An 18331-nucleotide genomic window follows, 5' to 3' on the forward strand; every position below is an offset into this window, starting at 1 on the left:
TACCACGGCAGAACAGATCCAGGCGTGGGGCACCGCCGTAGGAGCGGCACCCCGCTGGGGTATTACGAGAACATGTCTGGCTGTTCGGTAGCGATCTTGTCGTACAGCGCTTGGAAGTGAAGCCAGCCGATGTATGGGCTGCCGACATTCTCCCGGCTGTAGCGAGCACGCTCCGGGGTTACGAGCTTGGGCTCGATACCCGCGGCCTCGATCAGCAGTTGTTGCTGGCAGCAGCGCTCCAAAGCGATGAACCAAAACGCCGCCTCGTCAATGCTATGCCGGCTCGCGGTCAACAAACCGTGGTTCTGGTGAATCGCGGCCCGTACGTTCTTAAACGAACCGCACACCGAGTTGCCCGCTTTGGTTTCAACCGCAACGGCCCCGGCTTCAGCGGTGATCACCACATGGTCTTCAAAAAAGACCGCGGCATCCTGAGTGATGGGCAACAAAGGCCGGCCGGTTGCTGCCCAAGCGCCCCCATAAATGGTATGGGCGTGGCACATCGCAACAATGTCCGGATGCTCTTCGTGTACCGCCGCGTGCAGAACGAAACCTGCGCGGTTGATCGCGTATTCGCCTTGGACCACCTTACCCTGGTGGTCGGCTAAAATCAGGTTCGACAGCTTGACCTTGGAAAAATGAACAGCCATGGGGTTCGTCCAGTACAGCTCTGGAAACTCGGGATCTCGCACGGTAAGGTGGCCAGCAAACCCATAGTCCAGGCTGTGCGCGGCAAATGCGCGGCAAGCGGCAACCAAGTGCTGCTTACGGTATTGGCGCTCTTGCTCAAAGCTTGTGAAGTCAGGCATTTCTGGAAAGATAAGGCCTTCTTGCTCAGGCTGGTAAATCGAGATTCGCGGTTTACCGTTGGCGGTAGGCTCAAGTTTGAGAACAGTGTCCATAGGGCTAACCTCACGTTCTTGTTGGGGATGGCTCTATCGTCGCGAGTGCCCACCGCCTTGACAAACGAAGCCTTTTCATCCCAGGCCGAATTTAATTCAGCCTCAGAATAAATCATCGGTTTGTGAAGGTACGTGTTGGCGGGCCTTAGGCCATGCCGGGTGGCAGGGCGTAATACTCTCTTTGTATCTGAGGCCGTTCCCAGAATGGCGAGCGCATACCCCCGATGCACAGATCGGGTTGGCACTTGTTTGATGCACAAGCGTGGCAATGGCGCCATTACAGGGCGGCGCAAGCGGCCCTGCGATGATACAGACGCTTATAAAGCCGCTCGCCCGCCATGGCACGCTTATTGTATATTTTCTGCCATCCTGCAAGCCGGACTTGAGTCTGTAAGCCTTGCCAACATATGCGCGCTCGACCGCGCCAGGTATCGAAGCCTGATCAACCCCTTGCCGGGTCGATCGGGCTTTTTTTATGGAGGTGGTTATGCGGGATGCTCGCCCCGTGGTCCCTGTCGGCTTTCTGTTGTCCACCGAAGGTACCTATCGCCGCATGGGCCGCAGCGCATTGCAGGGGTTGGAGGATGCGCTGGCGGAAATCAACGCCGATGCCCACCGCCGCGTTCGCCTCGAAGCCCTCGTGGTTGACCCCAAGGGCGAGCCGGCCGCGTACAGCCGCGGTACCGAGCAACTACTGGCCGCCGGGGTGCGGCATATCTTCGGCACCACGCTTTCAGCCAGCCGCAAGGAAATCATTCCCGACCTCGACCAGCATGGCGCCCTGCTTTGGTACTCCAGCCCCTATGAAGGCTATGAAAGCAGCGAGAACGTGCTGTACTTAGGTGGCTGCCCCAACCAGACGTTGCTGCCGTTATTGCGCTATGCCCTGGCCCATTTCGGCCGCCGGGCGTTCCTGCTGGGCTCCAATTATGTGTGGGGCTGGGAAAGCAACCGGATTGCCCGCGAAGTGCTGGAGGCCAATGGTGCCCAAGTATTAGGCGAAAAATACTGGCACCTAGGCGCCACCGGCTTTGAGGCGTTGATCGAGGCGCTGATGCAAGAGCGCCCGGCGTTCGTACTCAACAACCTGGTGGGTGAGTCGTCCTATGCGTTCCTTCAGCAACTGGACCGAGCGTGTGCCGGGCAAGGGCTGCGCCTGCCAGTGCTCAGTTGCAACCTGACCGAAGCCGAACTTGGCGCGGTGGGGCCCATGCACGCCTTGCGCCTGCTCTCGTGTGGGCCTTTTTTCGAAACACTGAACCCGGCATTCTGCGCCCGCCAGCAGCGCCATGGCCCGCGCTGCTGCTCGCATTACTACACGGGGGCCTATGCAGCATTGCAACTGTTCGCCGATGCCCTACAGGCCTGCGCCGACCCAACCCCTGCGGCCATCTGCGCGCACCTTTTCCGCCACCCCATGGGCAGCGTGCTCGGCACCCTCAGCCTATCGCCGCGCAACCATCACAGCGCGCTGGCCAGCCATATCGCCGAGCTGCGCGAAGGGCGCTTCCATGTTTTGCATTCGGCGGCACAGCCCCTGGCAGCCGACCCTTATCTGACCGTTACGGATCTGCAGGCCGGCATGGTCACGCGGTACGCCAGCGCAGCACGCTTGAGGATCGTCAAATGAAAGCACGTGTATTTCCCTCGCTGGAAAAAGGCCACTTGCTGTTGATCGACTGTGACGAGCGTAGCCAGGCCAGCCTTGGCAAAAGCCTGCAACGCCTGGGCATCCATGGGCAGGCTCTGCATCAGGACGCGCCTTGCGACACCGAGGGTTGCTTCGCCGCCATTCTCGAGATCGAGCATTTCGCCAGCCCGATAACGGTGCAGGCACTCAATGCCGCTGCCATTCCGATCATCGCGCTCAGCGCACACGAAACGCTCTCGCAGATCCATCGGGCGCTGCAATTGGGTGCGACCGCCTTGCTCAACAAGCCCATCACCCAAGGCTCGGTGTACACCACGCTGATGATGGCGGTAGGGCTGCGTGACCGGCAACGGGCGGACGCCGAACAACTCGCCGAACTGCACCGGCGCTTGGCACAACGGCCCGTGCTGGCCCAGGCGCTGGCACGTATGATCGTCAGCCAACACATCGACGAAGCGACCGCCTACGAACGTTTGCGCAGCCTGTCGATGCAGCTCAACCGGCCCATCGAGGCGTTGTGCATCGACATCCTCGCGGTGCGCGATGAGGGCCGTGCATGACCACCCTCAAGGCGCTGCTGCGCCGGCCTGCTGTGGCGCTATCACTGCTATTCATCGTTGCCGTGGTGTTGCTGGCGGTACTGGCGCCCTGGTTGAGCCCCTTCGACCCGGACGAACAATTCGTCGAGGGGCTGTCGCTGGAAGGCGCGCCTCTAGCGCCTGCCACCCCCTACTGGATGGGCACCGACCTACTCGGCCGCGACCTGCTCTCGCGGCTGATATTCGGTGCTCGCACCTCGCTGTTCATCGGCGTGCTGGCCAACGGCCTGGCGGTGTTGATCGGCACGCTGGTGGGCTTGACCGCCGGGTTCGTACGCGGCTGGCTGGGCAGTGCGCTGATGCGCTTGACGGACCTGATGATGGCCTTCCCCGCACTGCTGCTGGCCATAGCGCTGTCGGCGATATTCCAGCCCAGTGTGTGGATCGTCGCCATGGTCATTGCGATGGTGAACTGGGTACAGATCGCCCGGGTCATTTATGCCGAAACCGTCGCCCTGAGCGCCCGCGACTTCGTCGCGGTCGAGCGAACCCTTGGTGCGAGTTCGCTGCGCATCCTGTTCTCGCACCTGTTGCCGCATCTGCTGCCCACCATCCTGGTGTGGGCAACGCTGGGCATCTCCACCACCGTGCTGCTGGAAGCCACGTTGTCCTATCTGGGGGTAGGCGTGCAGCCGCCCACGCCCAGCTGGGGCAACATCATTTTCGAAAGCCAGACCTATTTCACCTCGGCCCCATGGCTGGTGTTCATTCCGGGGGCGGCGATCATCTTGCTGTCATTGGCCTTCAACGTGGTCGGCGACGCCCTGCGCGACGAACTCGACCCCACACTCAAGGGGCGTCGCTGATGCTACCGTTCATCTGCCGCCGGGTCGCCTATGCGCTGTTGATTTTGCTGGGCGTGACCTTCATCACCTACCTGCTGCTGTTCCTGCTGCCGGCCGACCCCGCGAGGCAAATCGCCGGGCGCAGCGCCACCCCGGAGGTCGTGGCGGCGATCCGCGCGCAGCTCGGCCTGAACCAACCCTTCTACCAGCAATACCTCGGTTACCTGGGGCACCTGCTCCAGGGCGACCTGGGCCGTTCCTACATCCAGCGCACCAGCGTCAGCGAATTGATCGGTGCGCGCTTGCGCCCTTCGCTGGAACTGATGGGCGCCGGGATCGGTTGCGAGTTGCTGATCGGCATTAGCCTGGGCATGTTCGCCGCCCTCAGGCGAGACAGCGTTGCCGACAAGCTCCTAATGGCGTTTTCCTTTGTCGGTGTCTCGGCACCGCAGTTCATCGCCGCCATGCTGTTTTTGTATTTTTTCGCGGTGCAACTGGGTTGGTTCCCGCTGGGCGGCTATGGCGGCATCAGCCACCTGGCACTGCCGGCTTTGACCTTGGGGCTGTTGGGCAGCGGCTGGTATTCGCGCATGGTCCGCTCCTCGATGATAGAGGTTCTGCATCAGGACTTCATCCGCACCGCGCGGGCCAAGGGCCTCAGCCGCGCCCGGGTCATCTTCGTGCACGTACTGCCCAACGCCATCGTCCCGGTGATCCCGATGATCGGCATCGATATTGGCGTATTCATGGGCGGCCTGGTGGTGGTCGAGTCGGTGTTCGGCTGGCCGGGCATCGGCCAACTGGCCTGGCAGTCCATCCAGCAGATCGATATTCCAGTCATCGTCGGCGTCACCACGCTGTCGGCGGTCGCCATCGTGCTCGGCAACCTGCTGGCAGACCTGGTGATACCGCTGGTAGACCCGCGCATCGACATCAAGCAGCACTGAACCTACCAACACAATGGGGCAAATCATGAAGATCAAAGCGCTGACCCTAGCCGTGGCGGCCACACTGTTCACCACGCCGCTGTGGGCCGACACGCCCAAAAGCGGCGGCAACGTGGTCGTGACCTACCAGAACGATGTCGCGACACTGGACCCGGCCATCGGCTACGACTGGCAGAACTGGTCGATGATCAAGAGCCTGTTCGGGCGCCTGATGGACTACAAGCCCGGTACCACCGAACTGGTCAAAAGCCTGGCCGACGATTACAGCGTGTCGGCCGACGGTACGGTGTACAGCTTTACCCTGAAAAAAGGCGTGAAGTTCCAGAACGGCCGCGAGCTGGTGGCCAGTGACGTCAAATACTCGCTGGAACGCACGGCCAACCCGAAGACGCAAAGCCCAGGCGCGGGCTTTTTCAGCTCGATTGTCGGCTATGACGACATGGCCAGCGGCAAGAGCCAAACCCTGAGCGGGGTTAAGGTACTCGACGACCAACACCTCAGCATTACCCTTAACACACCGAACGCCACCTTCCTGCATGTGATGGCGCTCAACTTCGCCTCGATCGTTCCCAAAGAAGCAGTCGAGCAATGGGGCGCGGACTTCGGCAAGCACCCGGTAGGCAGCGGCGCCTTCAAGCTGGCCGAGTGGAAATTGGGGCAAAAGCTGGAACTGGTGAAAAACCCTGACTATTTCCAGAAGGGCTTGCCTTATATCGACAGCATCACCTTCGAGATTGGCCAAGACCCTACCGTAGCGCTGCTGCGGTTGCAGAAGGGCGAGGTGGATATCGCTGGCGACGGCGTGCCACCCGCACAGTTCCTGCAGTTCAAGAATGACCCGGCATCCAAGCAATTGCTGGTGACCGGCAACCAGTTACAAACCGGCTATGTGACCCTGAAAACCACCCTGCCCCCGTTCGATAACCTCAAGGTTCGCCAGGCAGTGAACATGGCCATCAGCAAGGAACGCATCGTACGCATCATCAATGGCCGCGCGGTGCCTGCCAACCAGCCGTTACCGCCGGCGATGCCAGGCTACGACCCTCAGTACAAGGGGCTGCCCTACGACGTCGAAGGGGCGAAGAAACTGCTCGCCGACGCCGGCTTCGCCAAGGGCTTCGACACCGAACTTTACGTGATGAACACCGACCCGCAACCGCGTATTGCCCAGTCGATTCAGCAAGACCTGGCCAAGGTCGGCATTCGGGTGCAGATCAAATCGCTGGCCCAGGCCAACGTGATCGCCGCCGGCAGCTCGAAAGACCAGGCGCCGATGGTGTGGTCTGGCGGTATGGCCTGGATTGCCGACTTCCCCGATCCATCGAACTTCTATGGGCCGATCCTGGGTTGCTCGGGCGCGGTGGACGGCGGCTGGAACTGGTCGCTGTACTGCAACAAGGCGTTGGATGAGCGTGCGGCCAAGGCTGACGCCATGGCGCGCCCGGACCAACAAGCCGAGCGCACCGAGGCGTGGAAGACCATCTTCACCGACGCAATGGCCGACGCCCCCTGGGTGCCGATCTTCAACGAGCAACGTTTTACCGTGCGCTCCCAGCGCCTGGGCGGGGACGACGCGCTGTACGTCGACCCGGTTCACATTCCGGTCAACTATGACTACATCTGGGTGAAGTGAGCCCTGCCGTGGCCTGTTCGCACCGCACCTGCGCAATAGGCCATCGCCACCACTGCAACGAGGACCGCTCACATGTGCCAGAACTGCCTGGTCAAGACCATTCACAGCGCCAACAGCCACTTCGGCTGGGACCACGCCTTCACCCCCGTCGAGCGCGTCGCGCCCGGCACCACCTTGCAGATGAACTGCCGTGATTCGTCCAACGGCTACTTCACTGCCCAATCGCAGGTCGATGATGTCAGCACGATGCCTTTCGAGCAGATCAATCCGGTCACCGGCCCGATCTTCGTCGAAGGCGCCGAGCCCGGTGACATCCTCAAAATTACCTTGGACAGCTTCAAGCCCGGCGGCTTCGGCTGGACGGCCAACATACCCGGCTTCGGCCTGCTGGCCGACCAGTTTAAAACACCCGCCCTGGCGCTGTGGCACTACGACACGCACACCCTCGCCCCTGCCGCCTTCGGCCCGTTCGCCAAGGTGCCGCTCAAACCGTTTGCCGGCACGATCGGTGTGGCGCCGGCCGAGCCTGGCTTGCATTCGATCGTGCCGCCACGGCGGGTCGGCGGCAACCTGGACATTCGGGACCTGGCCGCGGGCAGTGTGCTGTATCTGCCGGTTGAAGTCGCCGGCGCGCTGTTTTCCATCGGCGACACCCACGCTGCCCAGGGCGATGGCGAGGTCTGCGGCACCGCCATCGAGAGCGCCATGGACGTGGTGGTCAAGCTTGACCTGATCAAGCAAACGCCGCTGGCCACGCCACGCTTCAGCACGCCCGGCCCGGTCACCCGGCACCTGGACAGCGCCGGCTATGAAGCCTTTACCGGTATCGGCCCGGACTTGATGCAAGCCGCCCGCCAGGCGGTGGCCAATACCATCGACTGGTTGTGCCGTGAGCACGGCATGCCCGCCGAGCAAGCCTACATGCTGTGCTCGGTGTGCGGTGACCTGCGCATCAGCGAAGTCGTCGACTTGCCCAACTGGGTGGTGTCGTTCTACTTTCCCAACGTGGTGTTCAACTGATGCCCGAGTACATGCCCAGCCTTTCGGTGGAACGCCTTTGCATCGACGTCGGCGGTGGCGAATCGCGCCGCCGGGTGGTCGACGAGCTGAGCTTCGCCCTGTACCCGGGCCGCACCTTGGGTATCGCCGGCGAGTCGGGCAGCGGCAAGTCGCTGACTTCACTGGCGATCATGGGTTTGCTGCCCAAGGCCGCGAGCGTGCCGAGCGGCGCCATTTTGTTCGACCATCGTGACCTGCTGAGCCTGCCCGAAGGTGAACGGCAAGCCTTGCGCGGCAAGCGCATCGGGATGATCTTCCAAGAGCCGATGACGTCGCTCAACCCCTTGCTGACCGTGGGCCAGCAATTGGCCGAGACACTGCGCCGGCACGAGGCCCTCAGCCGCAGCGAGGTACGCCAACGCTGCCGGGCCGTGCTCGATGCGGTGCGCATGCCCCAGGTCGACAAACGCCTGGCGCAGTACCCTCACGAATTGTCTGGGGGCATGCGCCAGCGGGTGATGATCGCCATGGCCATGCTCTGCCAGCCCGAGGTGCTGATCGCCGACGAGCCGACTACCGCCCTGGACGTGACCATCCAGGCGCAGATCCTGGAGCTGATGCGCGAGCTACAGCAGCAGTTCAATACCAGCCTGTTGCTGATCACCCACGACATGGGCGTGGTCGCCGAAATGGCCGACCAGGTGGTGGTGATGAACCAGGGCCGCATGGAAGAGCGTGGCACCCTGCAGCAGGTGTTCACGGCGCCCCAAGCTACCTACACGCGCAAACTGTTGGCCGCCGTCCCCGTGCTGGGCAGCGCGCCGGCACCGGCGGTGTTGGGCGAACAACCGGTGGTGCTGGGGGTAAAAGACCTCAGCGTGCGCTTCGCCTTGCGCCACGGCTGGTTCGAACGCCCCCGCACCGTCCATGCCGTAGAGGGTGTGAGTTTCGACCTGCACCTGGGCGAAACTCTGGGCTTGGTAGGCGAAAGCGGCTGCGGCAAATCCAGCACCGGCAAAGCGTTGATGAACATGCTGGCCTACCAGGGCAGCGTGAAGCTGCTGGGGCAAGAGCTCAACGGCTTGCAAGGCACCGCACTGCAACGGGTGCGCCGCGACGTACAGATGGTCTTTCAAGACCCCTATGCCGCCCTCAACCCGCGTAAATCAGTGTTCGATCTGGTCGGCGAACCGTTGTTGATCCACGACCGCATGGCCGAGCCCGAGCGTCGCGAGAGGGTCGCACAACTGTTGCAACAGGTCGACCTGCCGCGCGATGCCCTCGAGCGCTACCCTCACCAGTTCTCCGGTGGCCAGCGCCAGCGCATTTGCATCGCCCGGGCCTTGGCGTTGAACCCCAAGGTAATAATTGCCGACGAGTCAGTATCGGCGCTGGATGTGTCGGTTCAGGCCCAGGTACTGGAACTGCTCGAGCGGCTGCGCGCCGAACACCGTTTGAGTTATCTGTTCATTTCCCATGACATGGCGGTAGTGGAACGAATTTGCCATCGCGTGGCGGTGATGTACGGCGGGCGCATTGTCGAGATCGGGCCACGCGACAAGGTGCTGCATAACCCGCAGCACCCTTATACCCAGCGCCTGTTGGCCGCAGTGCCGGTGCCGAAGGTTGGCCACCGGCGCGACTTCAAGAAACTGCTCAAGGAATTGGAGCGCCCCGACCCCATCAAGCAGGCAGGCTTCGTGGCGCCCCCGCAGCAGTTTGCCGCGGTGGCGGCCGATCATTGGGTGGCATTGGAATGATCGCAGTACTGTAGCAACACCGATGATTCGATTGGCGTGGCGCAAGCACGACATGGCGCCAGCCAATACCTAGCGCTCCCGGATCATGAACTAATGTGGTGTTTGAAAAGTTCGCACAAGAACCGGCGTGTGAATATTGCTGTCGGGCAAGGCGCCGTGACGGACCCTGCAGGGTTAGCGCTATGGCGAGGCGCAGCAATGCAGGCCAAAAGGCACCGTCAAAAGGCTGCAGCCAACATCTGAAACATCACACCAGGGGCTTAAGCTGAGTGGCTTCAGTGCAATAGAAACCACCGTCGCAACCGAGGAGTAAGCCGATCATGCAAAGCCTCTTCAACGATTCCGAGCTGTTGCGATTTCGTGCTGACACGCCGGCGTATGGCAGGTGGGCGCACTTTGCACATGGGTCCTCAAGCCTGCCACCCTTTTCCGTGTTCGAGGCGCAACGTCGCTGGCTTGACGCCGAAGAGCGACACGGTACCTTTCGGTCGCTGCACCTGTTCAAAGACGAACTGGCCCAGACCCGCCAATCCGTCGCGCGCTTGATCGGTGCACAGGAACATCAAATCGCCTTCCTGGATTCAACCTCTCGCGGCTGGGCACTCGCCCTAGCAGCGGCCTACGACGGTGCAAGGCCGGTCGAAGTGATAACCACGGAACACGAATGGGGCGCCAACGCGATGAATCTGTTGTACGCCCGCAGCCAAGGCAGGATCGCCAGCCTGCATATTCTGTACGACCAGGAGACGCCCGCATCTGCACAAACGGTGGAACGGCTTTCCAGCGCCAACGCCAACGCCAACAGCCTGCCAGTGGTTGCGCTACAAGCAGTGAACCCCATCGACGGGAGCATCACGCAGACGCAAGGTATCGCCGCGGCGGTGCAGCACCGTGACGGGCTGTTGTTCATCGACGCCAGCCAGGCGGTCGGGCAATTACCCGTTAACGTTCAAGACAATGGTTGCGACGTGCTGGTATTCCCGGCGCGCAAATGGTTGCGCGGTCCAAAGGGCATAAGCGTGCTTTATCTCTCGGACCGCGCCCTGGCCATGCTGGGCGCGCCGCCAGTGTTGGATATTGCCAGTGCCGTGTGGCAGTCGAAGCAAAAGTGCTTGCCTTATCCAGACGCGCGTCGGTTTGAAACCTATGAATTCAGTCCCGGAACACGCCTTGCGCTGAAAGCAGCCTGTGATTACCTCCTGGCGGTCGGCCCGAAGCGGGTGGCGGCTCACAACCAGTTGATCCGGGAAAAAATCGCCGCAGCGCTGCAAAGCAGTCCCGCGCTTCAAGCCCTGCCATCGGCGCGCCCCAGCGCGTTAATGACGTTCCGCATCGACGAATCCAGTGCCAACCCCCTGCTAAAAACCCTAGAGGCAGCCGGAATCAACGCCAACCTCATCACACAGCAATACGCAAGATGGGCACTGCAGGCCCGCAGCCATAACGTGTTGCTTCGCTTGACCCCCCATTACTTCACCTCTGACGCTGAAATTGAACGGCTGCTCCAGGTTCTTTCCGGGTGGCCGGCATCATTATTTGTGAACAATGGTTGAACCCTGACCAAGCGCTTGAGCAGACGCTTAGGATCAGCCTCACGGCCCTGCTGCGGGGCCAGCAGCGCCAGCACATCTGTAAGGTGGGCATATGGGCCAACACGCGTACCGTATAAGTCTTGCAGGCCTACCTCATCAAACAGCCTATGCGTGCCGACTGGATCAGACTCATGATCGCCGCTGCCCGTTTACCGCGTCGCAGTGATCCTGCGAAGAGCCCGTTCGAACGACCCCGCGCCCACGGTCTGATCTGGTTCTCCACCGCATTGTTGTCGGCGGGCACAGCACCATCATCAAGGTAGCGCGGCAGCGCTACCCAGCGTTTGCTTGCCGTTCCACGTGCCCAGGAAGTTACGCGCATGTTCGCCAGCAGGGCTGGGGCTGAAGTCGTAGACCACGGCCTTCAGTGCCGAAAACGGTGTAGTGCAGTAGGCCCAGACGTAGGCTCGGTGCGTTTTCTTCTCACCAGGCGCCAGCATCTGCACGGGTGTCTCATCGGCGTGCACGACCCGCTGAGCTAGCACCGCCTCGCGCAGCGCACAACTAGCGGTTGCAACTGTAAGCCGGTTTGGCCCACCCACTGAGCCAGCGTAGAGCGCGGGATAGCCAGGCCAGCCCTGCCAAAGATCTTTTCCTGCCGATAAAACGGAAGATGATCGGCGAATTTGGCCACCATCACGTGGGCCAACAGCCCCGCGTTGATGCCGTGTCTGATGGCAACACTGGAAACCGTTGCGCCCGGTTGCAGGCATTCCTGCACGACCTGGGCCTTGAAGGGTTTGGGGTAAGAGCTTCATTGGCGCATGGAAATCCTAGCGATAAGGGCGATCGCGTCCGCTAAAAAATACGCGGGCAACATTGCCCTTAATGCTGGAGTTCGGAAGGTGTGTTCCCGGAACGCTTAAAGGGCTATTGGCCGCTGCGCCCCTGTGCCCGCGCACAGCCGGCCCTAAAATAGCCCCATCGATTATCGTCGATGCCCGGCAGATGCTGCGTCTTACCAGCGCTCCACTCGCATGCCTGGCTCACCTGGCTTTGCCCTTGGTACAGGTGATTACCTCCAGGCGCCCTCGTGGCGCCTTCTTTATGGCCGGTGCTTTTTTGCCAAGGCGGTGGTCAAGCACGTGGTGGGGGCTTTGGGATTGGGGTGTGGTCCTGCTTGCACGGGAACGGCTTTTTAAAGGTGAGCAGACAACACACCTGTTACTGTTTTACTTTCGAGTCGGCCTCGGGGTCGTACTTCAGATGCCGGGTAAGCAGCGCTGGGCCATGGAAGGCCCACCGCGGCGTGCCCTGTGCAAGCGTGCCGAAGCGCGGGAACCCTGAGCCCCAGCGAAGGGCCAATGCAGCGGCGGCGACACTAAGGTCGGCTCGAAAGCACCCCCCCATCCAAACAACAAACACATGCCCTGACCAAAAAAAAGGCAGCCCGCAGGCTGCCTTCGATCAAACCGTCAGTGCATACCACCCACAAGCCCGAGAGAACGCAGAACATCCTCGGACTGCAAATGCGTGTGCGGGCTGACCATCTTGCCACCCTGCTCGACCCAGCCCATGAAGTTCTCGCCAGCATCCCAACCCAACAACCGCTGCACTTCTTCGGGCAAGCCCTTGAGAATGTCGAAAGGCACCGACAGGTACTGGTTCTCTTCCTGACGCACGCAGCCCAAGTCGATGCCCATGGTCAGGCCCTGACGCGCTTCGTCGCTACTGTTGGTGCCGCCGCCATGGTAGGTGGAGCCGATGAACAGCAGAGCCGAACCCACTGTCATTTCCGCATCAACGGTTTCCTCAGGCTCGGGGCGACGCTCGTCATCCCACTTGTGGCTGCCCGGGATGACCTTGGTGGCACCGGTTTTTTCAGTGAACTCGGTCATCGCCAGCATGATCTGCAGACGCGCCTCGCGGCCATATTGCGGGTGGCGCCAGAGGAAGCTGGTATCGTCACGATGCAACGGCTGCTTGCCCTGGCCCGGATGGATCTCGATGGCCTGGGTCATGCCGATCTGGATCTGCGGGGTCACGGTAGTGCGCTCGTGGCCAAACCATACTGATACCGGCTTTTGCAGGATCTTGCGTGCCGCACCCAGATACAGCGGGTGCATGACCACATCGACCATGCGCGGGGCGCGTGCGAACAAGCGGCTGGCGCGGCGGGTCGAGGTGCCAACGAAAAAGTTCTCGTGACCAAAGGTGGACGTATCCAACGCGGCATCGATCTGTTGCTTGAGCTCCTGGAACGCCGTGCCGGTCATGAAATCGGCAACGATGACGCCGCCATCACGCTCGATGATTTCAACCACCTGCTCGACGGACGCATTGCCTGGCAGAGTAACGAGGGAAGCCTTGGACATGATGGGTTCCTTGCGGATCGGTTAACCGCGCAGCGCCTGGTGCGCAAGTGAATGGATTCGTTGGAGGGAATATAGTGTGGCGCCAGAGGGGCGGACAGGTTGGCGCCAGACATTAACAGGTGAATAACGGCCACACGGACAGCACGCCCGCGTGGCCAGTCGTACGGATCAGAAGGTCCAGGTCACCAGGGTCTCGAACAGATTGGAGCGAGCATTGTTGCCGAATGCCTGCTTGGCGCCGTCACCCGGTGTGGCCAGGCCATACACGGCACTCAGCGTGACCGCAGGCGTGACGGTCCAGTTGGCATACAGGTCGATTTCCTTGGCGAAATCACGGCTAGTAATGCCGTCCGGCTTCTTGTCGAACTGGAACTTGTAGGCCATTAGACCGACGGTCAGATCCTGGCGTGGTGCCACGGCCAACTTGAGCAGGTCGATATCGACGTTGCTGTTGAACAGCATGTATTCGCCAACGATTTCGCCCTGATACCAGTCTCCGTATTGACCCCCGTAACCGTAGGTCAACGGATCGTAGTCATCGCTGTACTGGGAGCGACGGTAGGTAAGGGTCGGGGTCCAAGGCACGTTAGTGAAGGCGTAGCTGGCCTGGGCATACCAGCCTTGGCCGGACTTGCTGGTATCGCCGCCTTTTTCCCAGACGTACTCACCGGCCAGGCCAAGCTGTGGCACTGCGGTGAACGGTGTGCCCTTGGCGCGTACGTCGTACACATTCAGGCCATCGCGCGCGGCGTTGTCGGCGTCCACAGTGCGCAGGTAAGTGGCGCCCAGCGTGCCCAGAGTGTCACGCCACTCCAGGTTGGCACCGCGCAAGCGCAGGTGTTCGTGGTAATCGAAGTAATCGGTGTTGGCGTTGGCGCGCAGGTCGAACAGGTCGGCGTGCACCTTGCCGGTGTTGAGCTGAGCGATCAGGGTGTTGCTGAACGAAGTGCGCGGCCCGATCCAGGCAGCGCCGTCCTTGCCCTGGTCGGCATGGCCGTCGCCCACCAGAAAGCCGTCGCCGACCATGAAGGTCTGCTTGCCAGCGCTCAAAGTGATCGCGTCTTTGCCCAAGCCAGAGAACACATCACCGCTTTTCCAGCCGACGAAGGCCGTTTCCAGGCTGGCGCGCTCCGGATCGTCATGGGTCAGGCCGGCGGCATCGCTGCCACCGCGGGTCATTGCGCCGACTGCCGAGACGCCACCGAAGAAGCTGCCGTACGCCGTTTGCGGGCCAGCGATCTTGAAGCCCGGGAGCACGAAGCCTTCGAAGCGGCTGGAGGTACGGTCCACCGGCAAGCCGATGTAGCTGGTGCGTCCGCCAAAGGCCTGATGTTTGTCGTAGAGATAGGCCGCGCCTACCGTGACGCTGGGCTCGATCAGCACATCGCCGATCTGGAAACTATCGAGCGCAAAACTCGAACTCGCGTACAGCGCCCCTACCCCGGCCGCGATAAAACCTGCTGCATACTTCATCACTGCTCTCCCCATTGGCGTGATCGAAACCGCGACCGATGCTGGCCGCTTGAGACCGATTGTCGGGGCTGGGGGCAGTGGGCTGAAGGCGCAAACAGGTCAAAAAAGGGGATCGTCGAAGACACCGCTGATTCAGTGTTTGACCTGCAAACGGTATTGCGACGGCGTGCAACCACTCCAGCGCCGGAACGCCCGGCGAAACGCCGCGGCTTCACTGAAACCCAGGTTCTCGGCGATCCGAGCCACCGGTATCTGCCGCAACAACAACTCCTGGGCGCGCTGATAACGCGCCTCGCAAAGCAGTTCGTTGAAGCTGGTGCCAGCCGCGCGCAAGTGGCGCTGCAAGGTCTTGCTGGAACAGGCCATGGAGGTGGCGACGTTGCTCAACGACGGTGAGGTATCAAAGCCGGCGCAGATAGCCGATTTGACGCTGGCGAGAAAATCCCGCGGGCTTTCCAGATGGGATTTGAGCACCGAACAATGAGCTTTCATCTCGTTATGCGCAGTGGCGTTGGCACAGGGTAAAGGCTGCTCCAGCCACGCAGCATCGAAAGCCAGGCTGGTGGGGCGGGACACGTCGAACGTCACCGGGCAATCGAAGTACCGCTGGTACGGCGCGCCCTCGGGCGCCCTGGCAAAGCCGATATTGATTGCCGTCAGCGGCAACGGCTGATACAGCAGATCGGCCATGACGCACTGCAGCGCCGTAAGCGAGAACTCGATCGCCAGCCCGCGCAACTCGTCTTCGATGTCGAAGGTCGCATCGACATTCAGCCAGGCGCTGCCTTGCTCCTGCACCAGGCGCAGTTCGAAGCCGGTGCCCAGTGGCAACGGGTATTCGAAAAACAGCTCGAGGGCCGAGCGCAGGTCGCGGCTCGACAACAAGGTAAAACCGAACACGCCATAGGCAGCCAGCCGGCATCGGTGCCCCAGTTCCAGGCCCAGATGCTGTGCCTGGGTCAGGCGCTGGGCGTTGCGCAGGATCATGCATTCCTGTTCTACCGAAATCAGCTTGTTGCCGGTGCGCAAATCATCGGCAACCAACTGAGTGCCCTGCAACATGCTCTCGGTCGCATGCCTCGACTCAGCGACGAAGGCATTGACCAAGGTAATGAAGTGCAAGGTTGCCAGGCGGTCGATGTACTGGTGAGAAGTAGCCATGGTGCACACCCGGGAGTCCGATTCGGCCGTGAGCATAAAGCGTGGGCTAGCGGTACCAACAGGTGAGCAGTGACCTAAAAGCGGGGAGTGATGGCCGACCGGATCAGGTCAACCGGCGCGAATCATCGTCAGCCACATGGCAACGGTGGTATCGACGGTTTCTTGCCAATTCTGCGACAGGGCGTTGGTGTGCTTGTGGTAGAACAGCAGCCCTTCTATTTGCGAAGCGATCAACACCGCAAAGACATCTGCCCGAGCTTTGGTCAGTTGTGGATTCACCTCCTGAATCAACTGCCCCATCACCCGGCAGAATGTCTCGTAGATGACAGTCAGGTGTTCGCCGACAGCGTGATCGTGCTCGGCCAAGGCCCAGCTCTGGAAGGAAAACGAGGCGATCCACGGATCGCGCGCCGCTTCCATGTCTTGCTCTATCACGTCGACCAGACGCTCTTCAGCGGTGCGCGAGGTGTCACTGGCGATGGCGACGAACTGCGTCACGAAAACCTCGATCTTGGCGCGGATCATCGACAGCAAGAGATTTTCGGTGGTGCCGCAGTAATGTTGAAGGTTGCTCAGGCTGATGCCCATCTCGCTGGCGACCCGGCGCGCGGAAAACTGCGCATAACCATCGCGCACGAAAATCATAGCGGCGGTATCGATAATGTCTTCGATGCGCTGCACGCGTTTCTTTTCGCGAGGGCTGGCAGTACGCTCGAACAGCGACTCGGCGCGCGAAGCTTCACTCAACATTGACGTACTCCAAACCAGTAGCCGGTAACACAGAATGCCTGCCGCAGAACGGGTGGCGCAACCCTGCGGCAAGGGGTGCTGTTGCCGGTTCGCCGCCCAGATTGCTTGAAGTGTACTAAACCGGGCAAACCAAGGTCAATCGACCTAATTATTAGGGCAGCCGATCTGGTTTGCCGATGTTCGGGTTCTACAGGTCTTGACGACCGATGCGGCGGTAGGAAGCCGGCTTGGCGGCCCGCAGGTACAGCGCCAGCAGCATGCCGACGACCGGTACCGCCCAGATCCCGAATTGCATGAACACCGCAGCGTCGCCGGTGACTCCGACCAGGGTCTCGAAGTTCGTTACGGCCAGAAAGAATACGTAGCCCAGGCCCAGAGCCGCAGCCACCGGCGCGACGAAGGTACGCAGCTTGGAGACTTTCACTGGCGTCGGTTTGCGCAGGAAGTAGGCCGCAATCGCCACGCTGGTGATCAGCATCAAGGTCAGGTAGCCGTAAGCGCCCACACCGGATTGATGCGCGTAGAGCGTGGCCGGATCGGCGCCGTTGAAAATGAACGGCACTTCCAGCAAGGCAACGATGATGGTTGCCACCAGGGAGCCCATGTACGGCGATTTGTTGCGTGGGTGTACCTTGGCCAGTACCTTGGGAAGCGCACCGTCCATGCCCAGCGAGTACAGATAGCGCGACATGATGTTCTGCATGCACAGCAGGCCGGCGAAGATCGAAGTCACCACCAGCACCGCGGCGAGGTTGACGCCGAACTGACCGACGTACTTGCCCATGGCGTCCGGGAACATGCCGACGGTGTTGTTGGTGGCCACTGCCATCGCATTGCTCACACCGTAGGCCGTCACCATCACCCAGGCGGAGGCGGCGAAGAACAAGCCGATCAGCGCCACCACCAGGCCGGTGGCCCGCGGAATGGTGCGCTCGGGGTTCTTGGTTTCTTCGCGGAAAACCGCGGTCGCTTCAAAGCCGTTGAAGCACAGCACCGCGAACAGCATGGCCAGGCCGAACTGGCCGCCGGTCAAAGCGTGCCAGGTGAAAGGCTCCATGGAGCGCCCTTCCGGCCCGCCGTTGATCAGCACTGCGAGATCGAATACCGAGATCACCACCAGCTCGATGACCATGGCCACCACCAGAAGGTGCGACGATACCTCGAGTTTCAGGTAACCGCAGTAGCCGACGATCGCCCAGATGGCGATGGCGTACCAGTACCACTCGATCACCGGCCCGCCCAGGGTGCTCGCCACTAGGGTCGAGGCCGAGATGCCGAAGAAGGTGTAGGTACAGGCCGACATCATCAGGTAGGTGAACACCGCCAGGAACGCCGAACCCAGCCCCGCCACCCGGCCCAGGCCGGCAGTGATGTAGGCGTAGTAGGCGCCCGGATTGGGCAGGAAGCGACTCATGGCGGTAAAGCCGGCGGCAAAGATGCCTACCAGCACCAGCCCGGACAGGTACACCGCCGGGGCGCCGATGCCGCCGAACATGACGATGATGGAAATATAGCCAGCCACGGTCACCAGCGGCGCCGCAAAGGCCAGCACCGCGCCCATCAGCCGGAACAGCCCCATGTCGCCTTCAAGGCCGTGGTTGACCAGGTCGACCGCGCGATGGCCATCCAAGGACGCACCGGCGCCGGGTGTGAACACCTGGCTGATGTTTTCAGTGGCCATCCTCGGCACACCGTCTGGGTGGAGATTGGAGAGATTGTTTGTCGTACTCACCGGATAACCCTTCTGTTGACCCTGAGAGGTAG

At 61.4% G+C, this 18331-nt stretch carries 14 protein-coding genes and 1 pseudogene; 8 read left to right on the top strand and 7 right to left on the bottom strand.

The annotated features are described in order from the left end of the window. Window positions 1–62 precede the first annotated feature (62 nt). A complete protein-coding gene (locus tag HAQ05_RS13945) occupies window positions 63–902 on the bottom strand; it encodes a class II aldolase/adducin family protein (protein WP_190421569.1) in 840 nt (279 codons plus the stop codon). Between the two features lie 487 nt (window positions 903–1389). Here HAQ05_RS13945 and HAQ05_RS13950 point away from each other — a divergent pair, with 487 nt between their 5' ends. The 8 genes from HAQ05_RS13950 to HAQ05_RS13985 all read left to right on the top strand — a co-directional run bounded on the left by HAQ05_RS13950 (window position 1390) and on the right by HAQ05_RS13985 (window position 10829). After that, a complete protein-coding gene (locus HAQ05_RS13950) occupies window positions 1390–2532 on the top strand; it encodes a transporter substrate-binding protein (RefSeq protein WP_190421571.1) in 1143 nt (380 codons plus the stop codon). Beyond that, window positions 2529–3113, top strand: a complete 585-nt coding sequence (locus HAQ05_RS13955; RefSeq protein ID WP_190421573.1) for an ANTAR domain-containing response regulator — start codon at window positions 2529–2531, stop codon at window positions 3111–3113. The genes HAQ05_RS13950 and HAQ05_RS13955 overlap by 4 nt, the downstream gene beginning before the upstream one ends. Next, entirely contained in the window at window positions 3110–3958 is an 849-nt protein-coding gene (locus HAQ05_RS13960) for an ABC transporter permease (RefSeq protein ID WP_190421575.1), read from the top strand. Before HAQ05_RS13955 ends, HAQ05_RS13960 begins: the two co-directional genes overlap by 4 nt. Continuing rightward, window positions 3958–4884, top strand: a complete 927-nt coding sequence (locus HAQ05_RS13965) for an ABC transporter permease (protein WP_190421577.1) — start codon at window positions 3958–3960, stop codon at window positions 4882–4884. Before HAQ05_RS13960 ends, HAQ05_RS13965 begins: the two co-directional genes overlap by 1 nt. Window positions 4885–4909: 25 nt before the next feature. Then, window positions 4910–6517, top strand: a complete 1608-nt coding sequence (locus tag HAQ05_RS13970; protein ID WP_190421579.1) for an ABC transporter substrate-binding protein — start codon at window positions 4910–4912, stop codon at window positions 6515–6517. Between the two features lie 72 nt (window positions 6518–6589). After that, window positions 6590–7537 (top strand): acetamidase/formamidase family protein, encoded by a 948-nt coding sequence (locus HAQ05_RS13975; RefSeq protein ID WP_190421581.1) that lies wholly within the window; start codon window positions 6590–6592, stop codon window positions 7535–7537. Continuing rightward, a complete protein-coding gene (locus HAQ05_RS13980) occupies window positions 7537–9276 on the top strand; it encodes an ABC transporter ATP-binding protein (protein WP_190421583.1) in 1740 nt (579 codons plus the stop codon). Before HAQ05_RS13975 ends, HAQ05_RS13980 begins: the two co-directional genes overlap by 1 nt. A gap of 320 nt (window positions 9277–9596) precedes the next feature. Continuing rightward, window positions 9597–10829 (top strand): aminotransferase class V-fold PLP-dependent enzyme, encoded by a 1233-nt coding sequence (locus HAQ05_RS13985; RefSeq protein WP_190421585.1) that lies wholly within the window; start codon window positions 9597–9599, stop codon window positions 10827–10829. On the opposite strand, the pseudogene HAQ05_RS13990 reads toward HAQ05_RS13985, so the two are convergent. From HAQ05_RS13990 to HAQ05_RS14020, 6 genes and pseudogenes are all read right to left on the bottom strand, one after another. Then, a pseudogene (locus tag HAQ05_RS13990) lies at window positions 10745–11589 on the bottom strand (IS66 family transposase). The gene HAQ05_RS13985 and the pseudogene HAQ05_RS13990 sit on opposite strands and share 85 nt — an antisense overlap. A gap of 694 nt (window positions 11590–12283) precedes the next feature. After that, complete coding sequence (locus tag HAQ05_RS14000) at window positions 12284–13183, bottom strand: phytanoyl-CoA dioxygenase family protein (RefSeq protein WP_190421587.1); 900 nt, start codon at window positions 13181–13183, stop codon at window positions 12284–12286. 168 nt (window positions 13184–13351) lie between these two features. Then, the gene (locus HAQ05_RS14005) at window positions 13352–14656 is read right to left on the bottom strand and encodes an alginate export family protein (protein WP_190421589.1); all 1305 of its coding nucleotides are present in this window, start codon (window positions 14654–14656) and stop codon (window positions 13352–13354) included. Window positions 14657–14788: 132 nt separating this feature from the next. After that, on the bottom strand, window positions 14789–15817 hold the full coding sequence (locus HAQ05_RS14010; RefSeq protein WP_190421591.1) for an AraC family transcriptional regulator: 1029 nt from the start codon (window positions 15815–15817) through the stop codon (window positions 14789–14791). Window positions 15818–15925: 108 nt separating this feature from the next. Further along, window positions 15926–16567 carry a TetR/AcrR family transcriptional regulator gene (locus HAQ05_RS14015; protein WP_190421593.1) on the bottom strand — a complete coding sequence of 214 codons (642 nt, stop codon included), beginning with the start codon at window positions 16565–16567 and terminating at the stop codon, window positions 15926–15928. 187 nt (window positions 16568–16754) lie between these two features. Next, window positions 16755–18248 (bottom strand): APC family permease, encoded by a 1494-nt coding sequence (locus HAQ05_RS14020; RefSeq protein WP_190421595.1) that lies wholly within the window; start codon window positions 18246–18248, stop codon window positions 16755–16757. Window positions 18249–18331 lie beyond the last annotated feature (83 nt).

Source organism: Pseudomonas typographi (assembly GCF_014694385.1).
Lineage (GTDB): Bacteria > Pseudomonadota > Gammaproteobacteria > Pseudomonadales > Pseudomonadaceae > Aquipseudomonas > Aquipseudomonas typographi.

Excerpts from the sequence above, each read along its gene's own strand:
- HAQ05_RS13945 (WP_190421569.1), bottom strand. The coding sequence starts at position 902 with ATGGACACTGTTCTCAAACTTGAGCCTACCGCCAACGGTAAACCGCGA.
- HAQ05_RS13950 (WP_190421571.1), top strand. The coding sequence starts at position 1,390 with ATGCGGGATGCTCGCCCCGTGGTCCCTGTCGGCTTTCTGTTGTCCACC.
- HAQ05_RS13955 (WP_190421573.1), top strand. The coding sequence starts at position 2,529 with ATGAAAGCACGTGTATTTCCCTCGCTGGAAAAAGGCCACTTGCTGTTG.
- HAQ05_RS13960 (WP_190421575.1), top strand. The coding sequence starts at position 3,110 with ATGACCACCCTCAAGGCGCTGCTGCGCCGGCCTGCTGTGGCGCTATCA.
- HAQ05_RS13965 (WP_190421577.1), top strand. The coding sequence starts at position 3,958 with ATGCTACCGTTCATCTGCCGCCGGGTCGCCTATGCGCTGTTGATTTTG.
- HAQ05_RS13970 (WP_190421579.1), top strand. The coding sequence starts at position 4,910 with ATGAAGATCAAAGCGCTGACCCTAGCCGTGGCGGCCACACTGTTCACC.
- HAQ05_RS13975 (WP_190421581.1), top strand. The coding sequence starts at position 6,590 with ATGTGCCAGAACTGCCTGGTCAAGACCATTCACAGCGCCAACAGCCAC.
- HAQ05_RS13980 (WP_190421583.1), top strand. The coding sequence starts at position 7,537 with ATGCCCGAGTACATGCCCAGCCTTTCGGTGGAACGCCTTTGCATCGAC.
- HAQ05_RS13985 (WP_190421585.1), top strand. The coding sequence starts at position 9,597 with ATGCAAAGCCTCTTCAACGATTCCGAGCTGTTGCGATTTCGTGCTGAC.
- HAQ05_RS14000 (WP_190421587.1), bottom strand. The coding sequence starts at position 13,183 with ATGTCCAAGGCTTCCCTCGTTACTCTGCCAGGCAATGCGTCCGTCGAG.
- HAQ05_RS14005 (WP_190421589.1), bottom strand. The coding sequence starts at position 14,656 with ATGAAGTATGCAGCAGGTTTTATCGCGGCCGGGGTAGGGGCGCTGTAC.
- HAQ05_RS14010 (WP_190421591.1), bottom strand. The coding sequence starts at position 15,817 with ATGGCTACTTCTCACCAGTACATCGACCGCCTGGCAACCTTGCACTTC.
- HAQ05_RS14015 (WP_190421593.1), bottom strand. The coding sequence starts at position 16,567 with ATGTTGAGTGAAGCTTCGCGCGCCGAGTCGCTGTTCGAGCGTACTGCC.
- HAQ05_RS14020 (WP_190421595.1), bottom strand. The coding sequence starts at position 18,248 with ATGGCCACTGAAAACATCAGCCAGGTGTTCACACCCGGCGCCGGTGCG.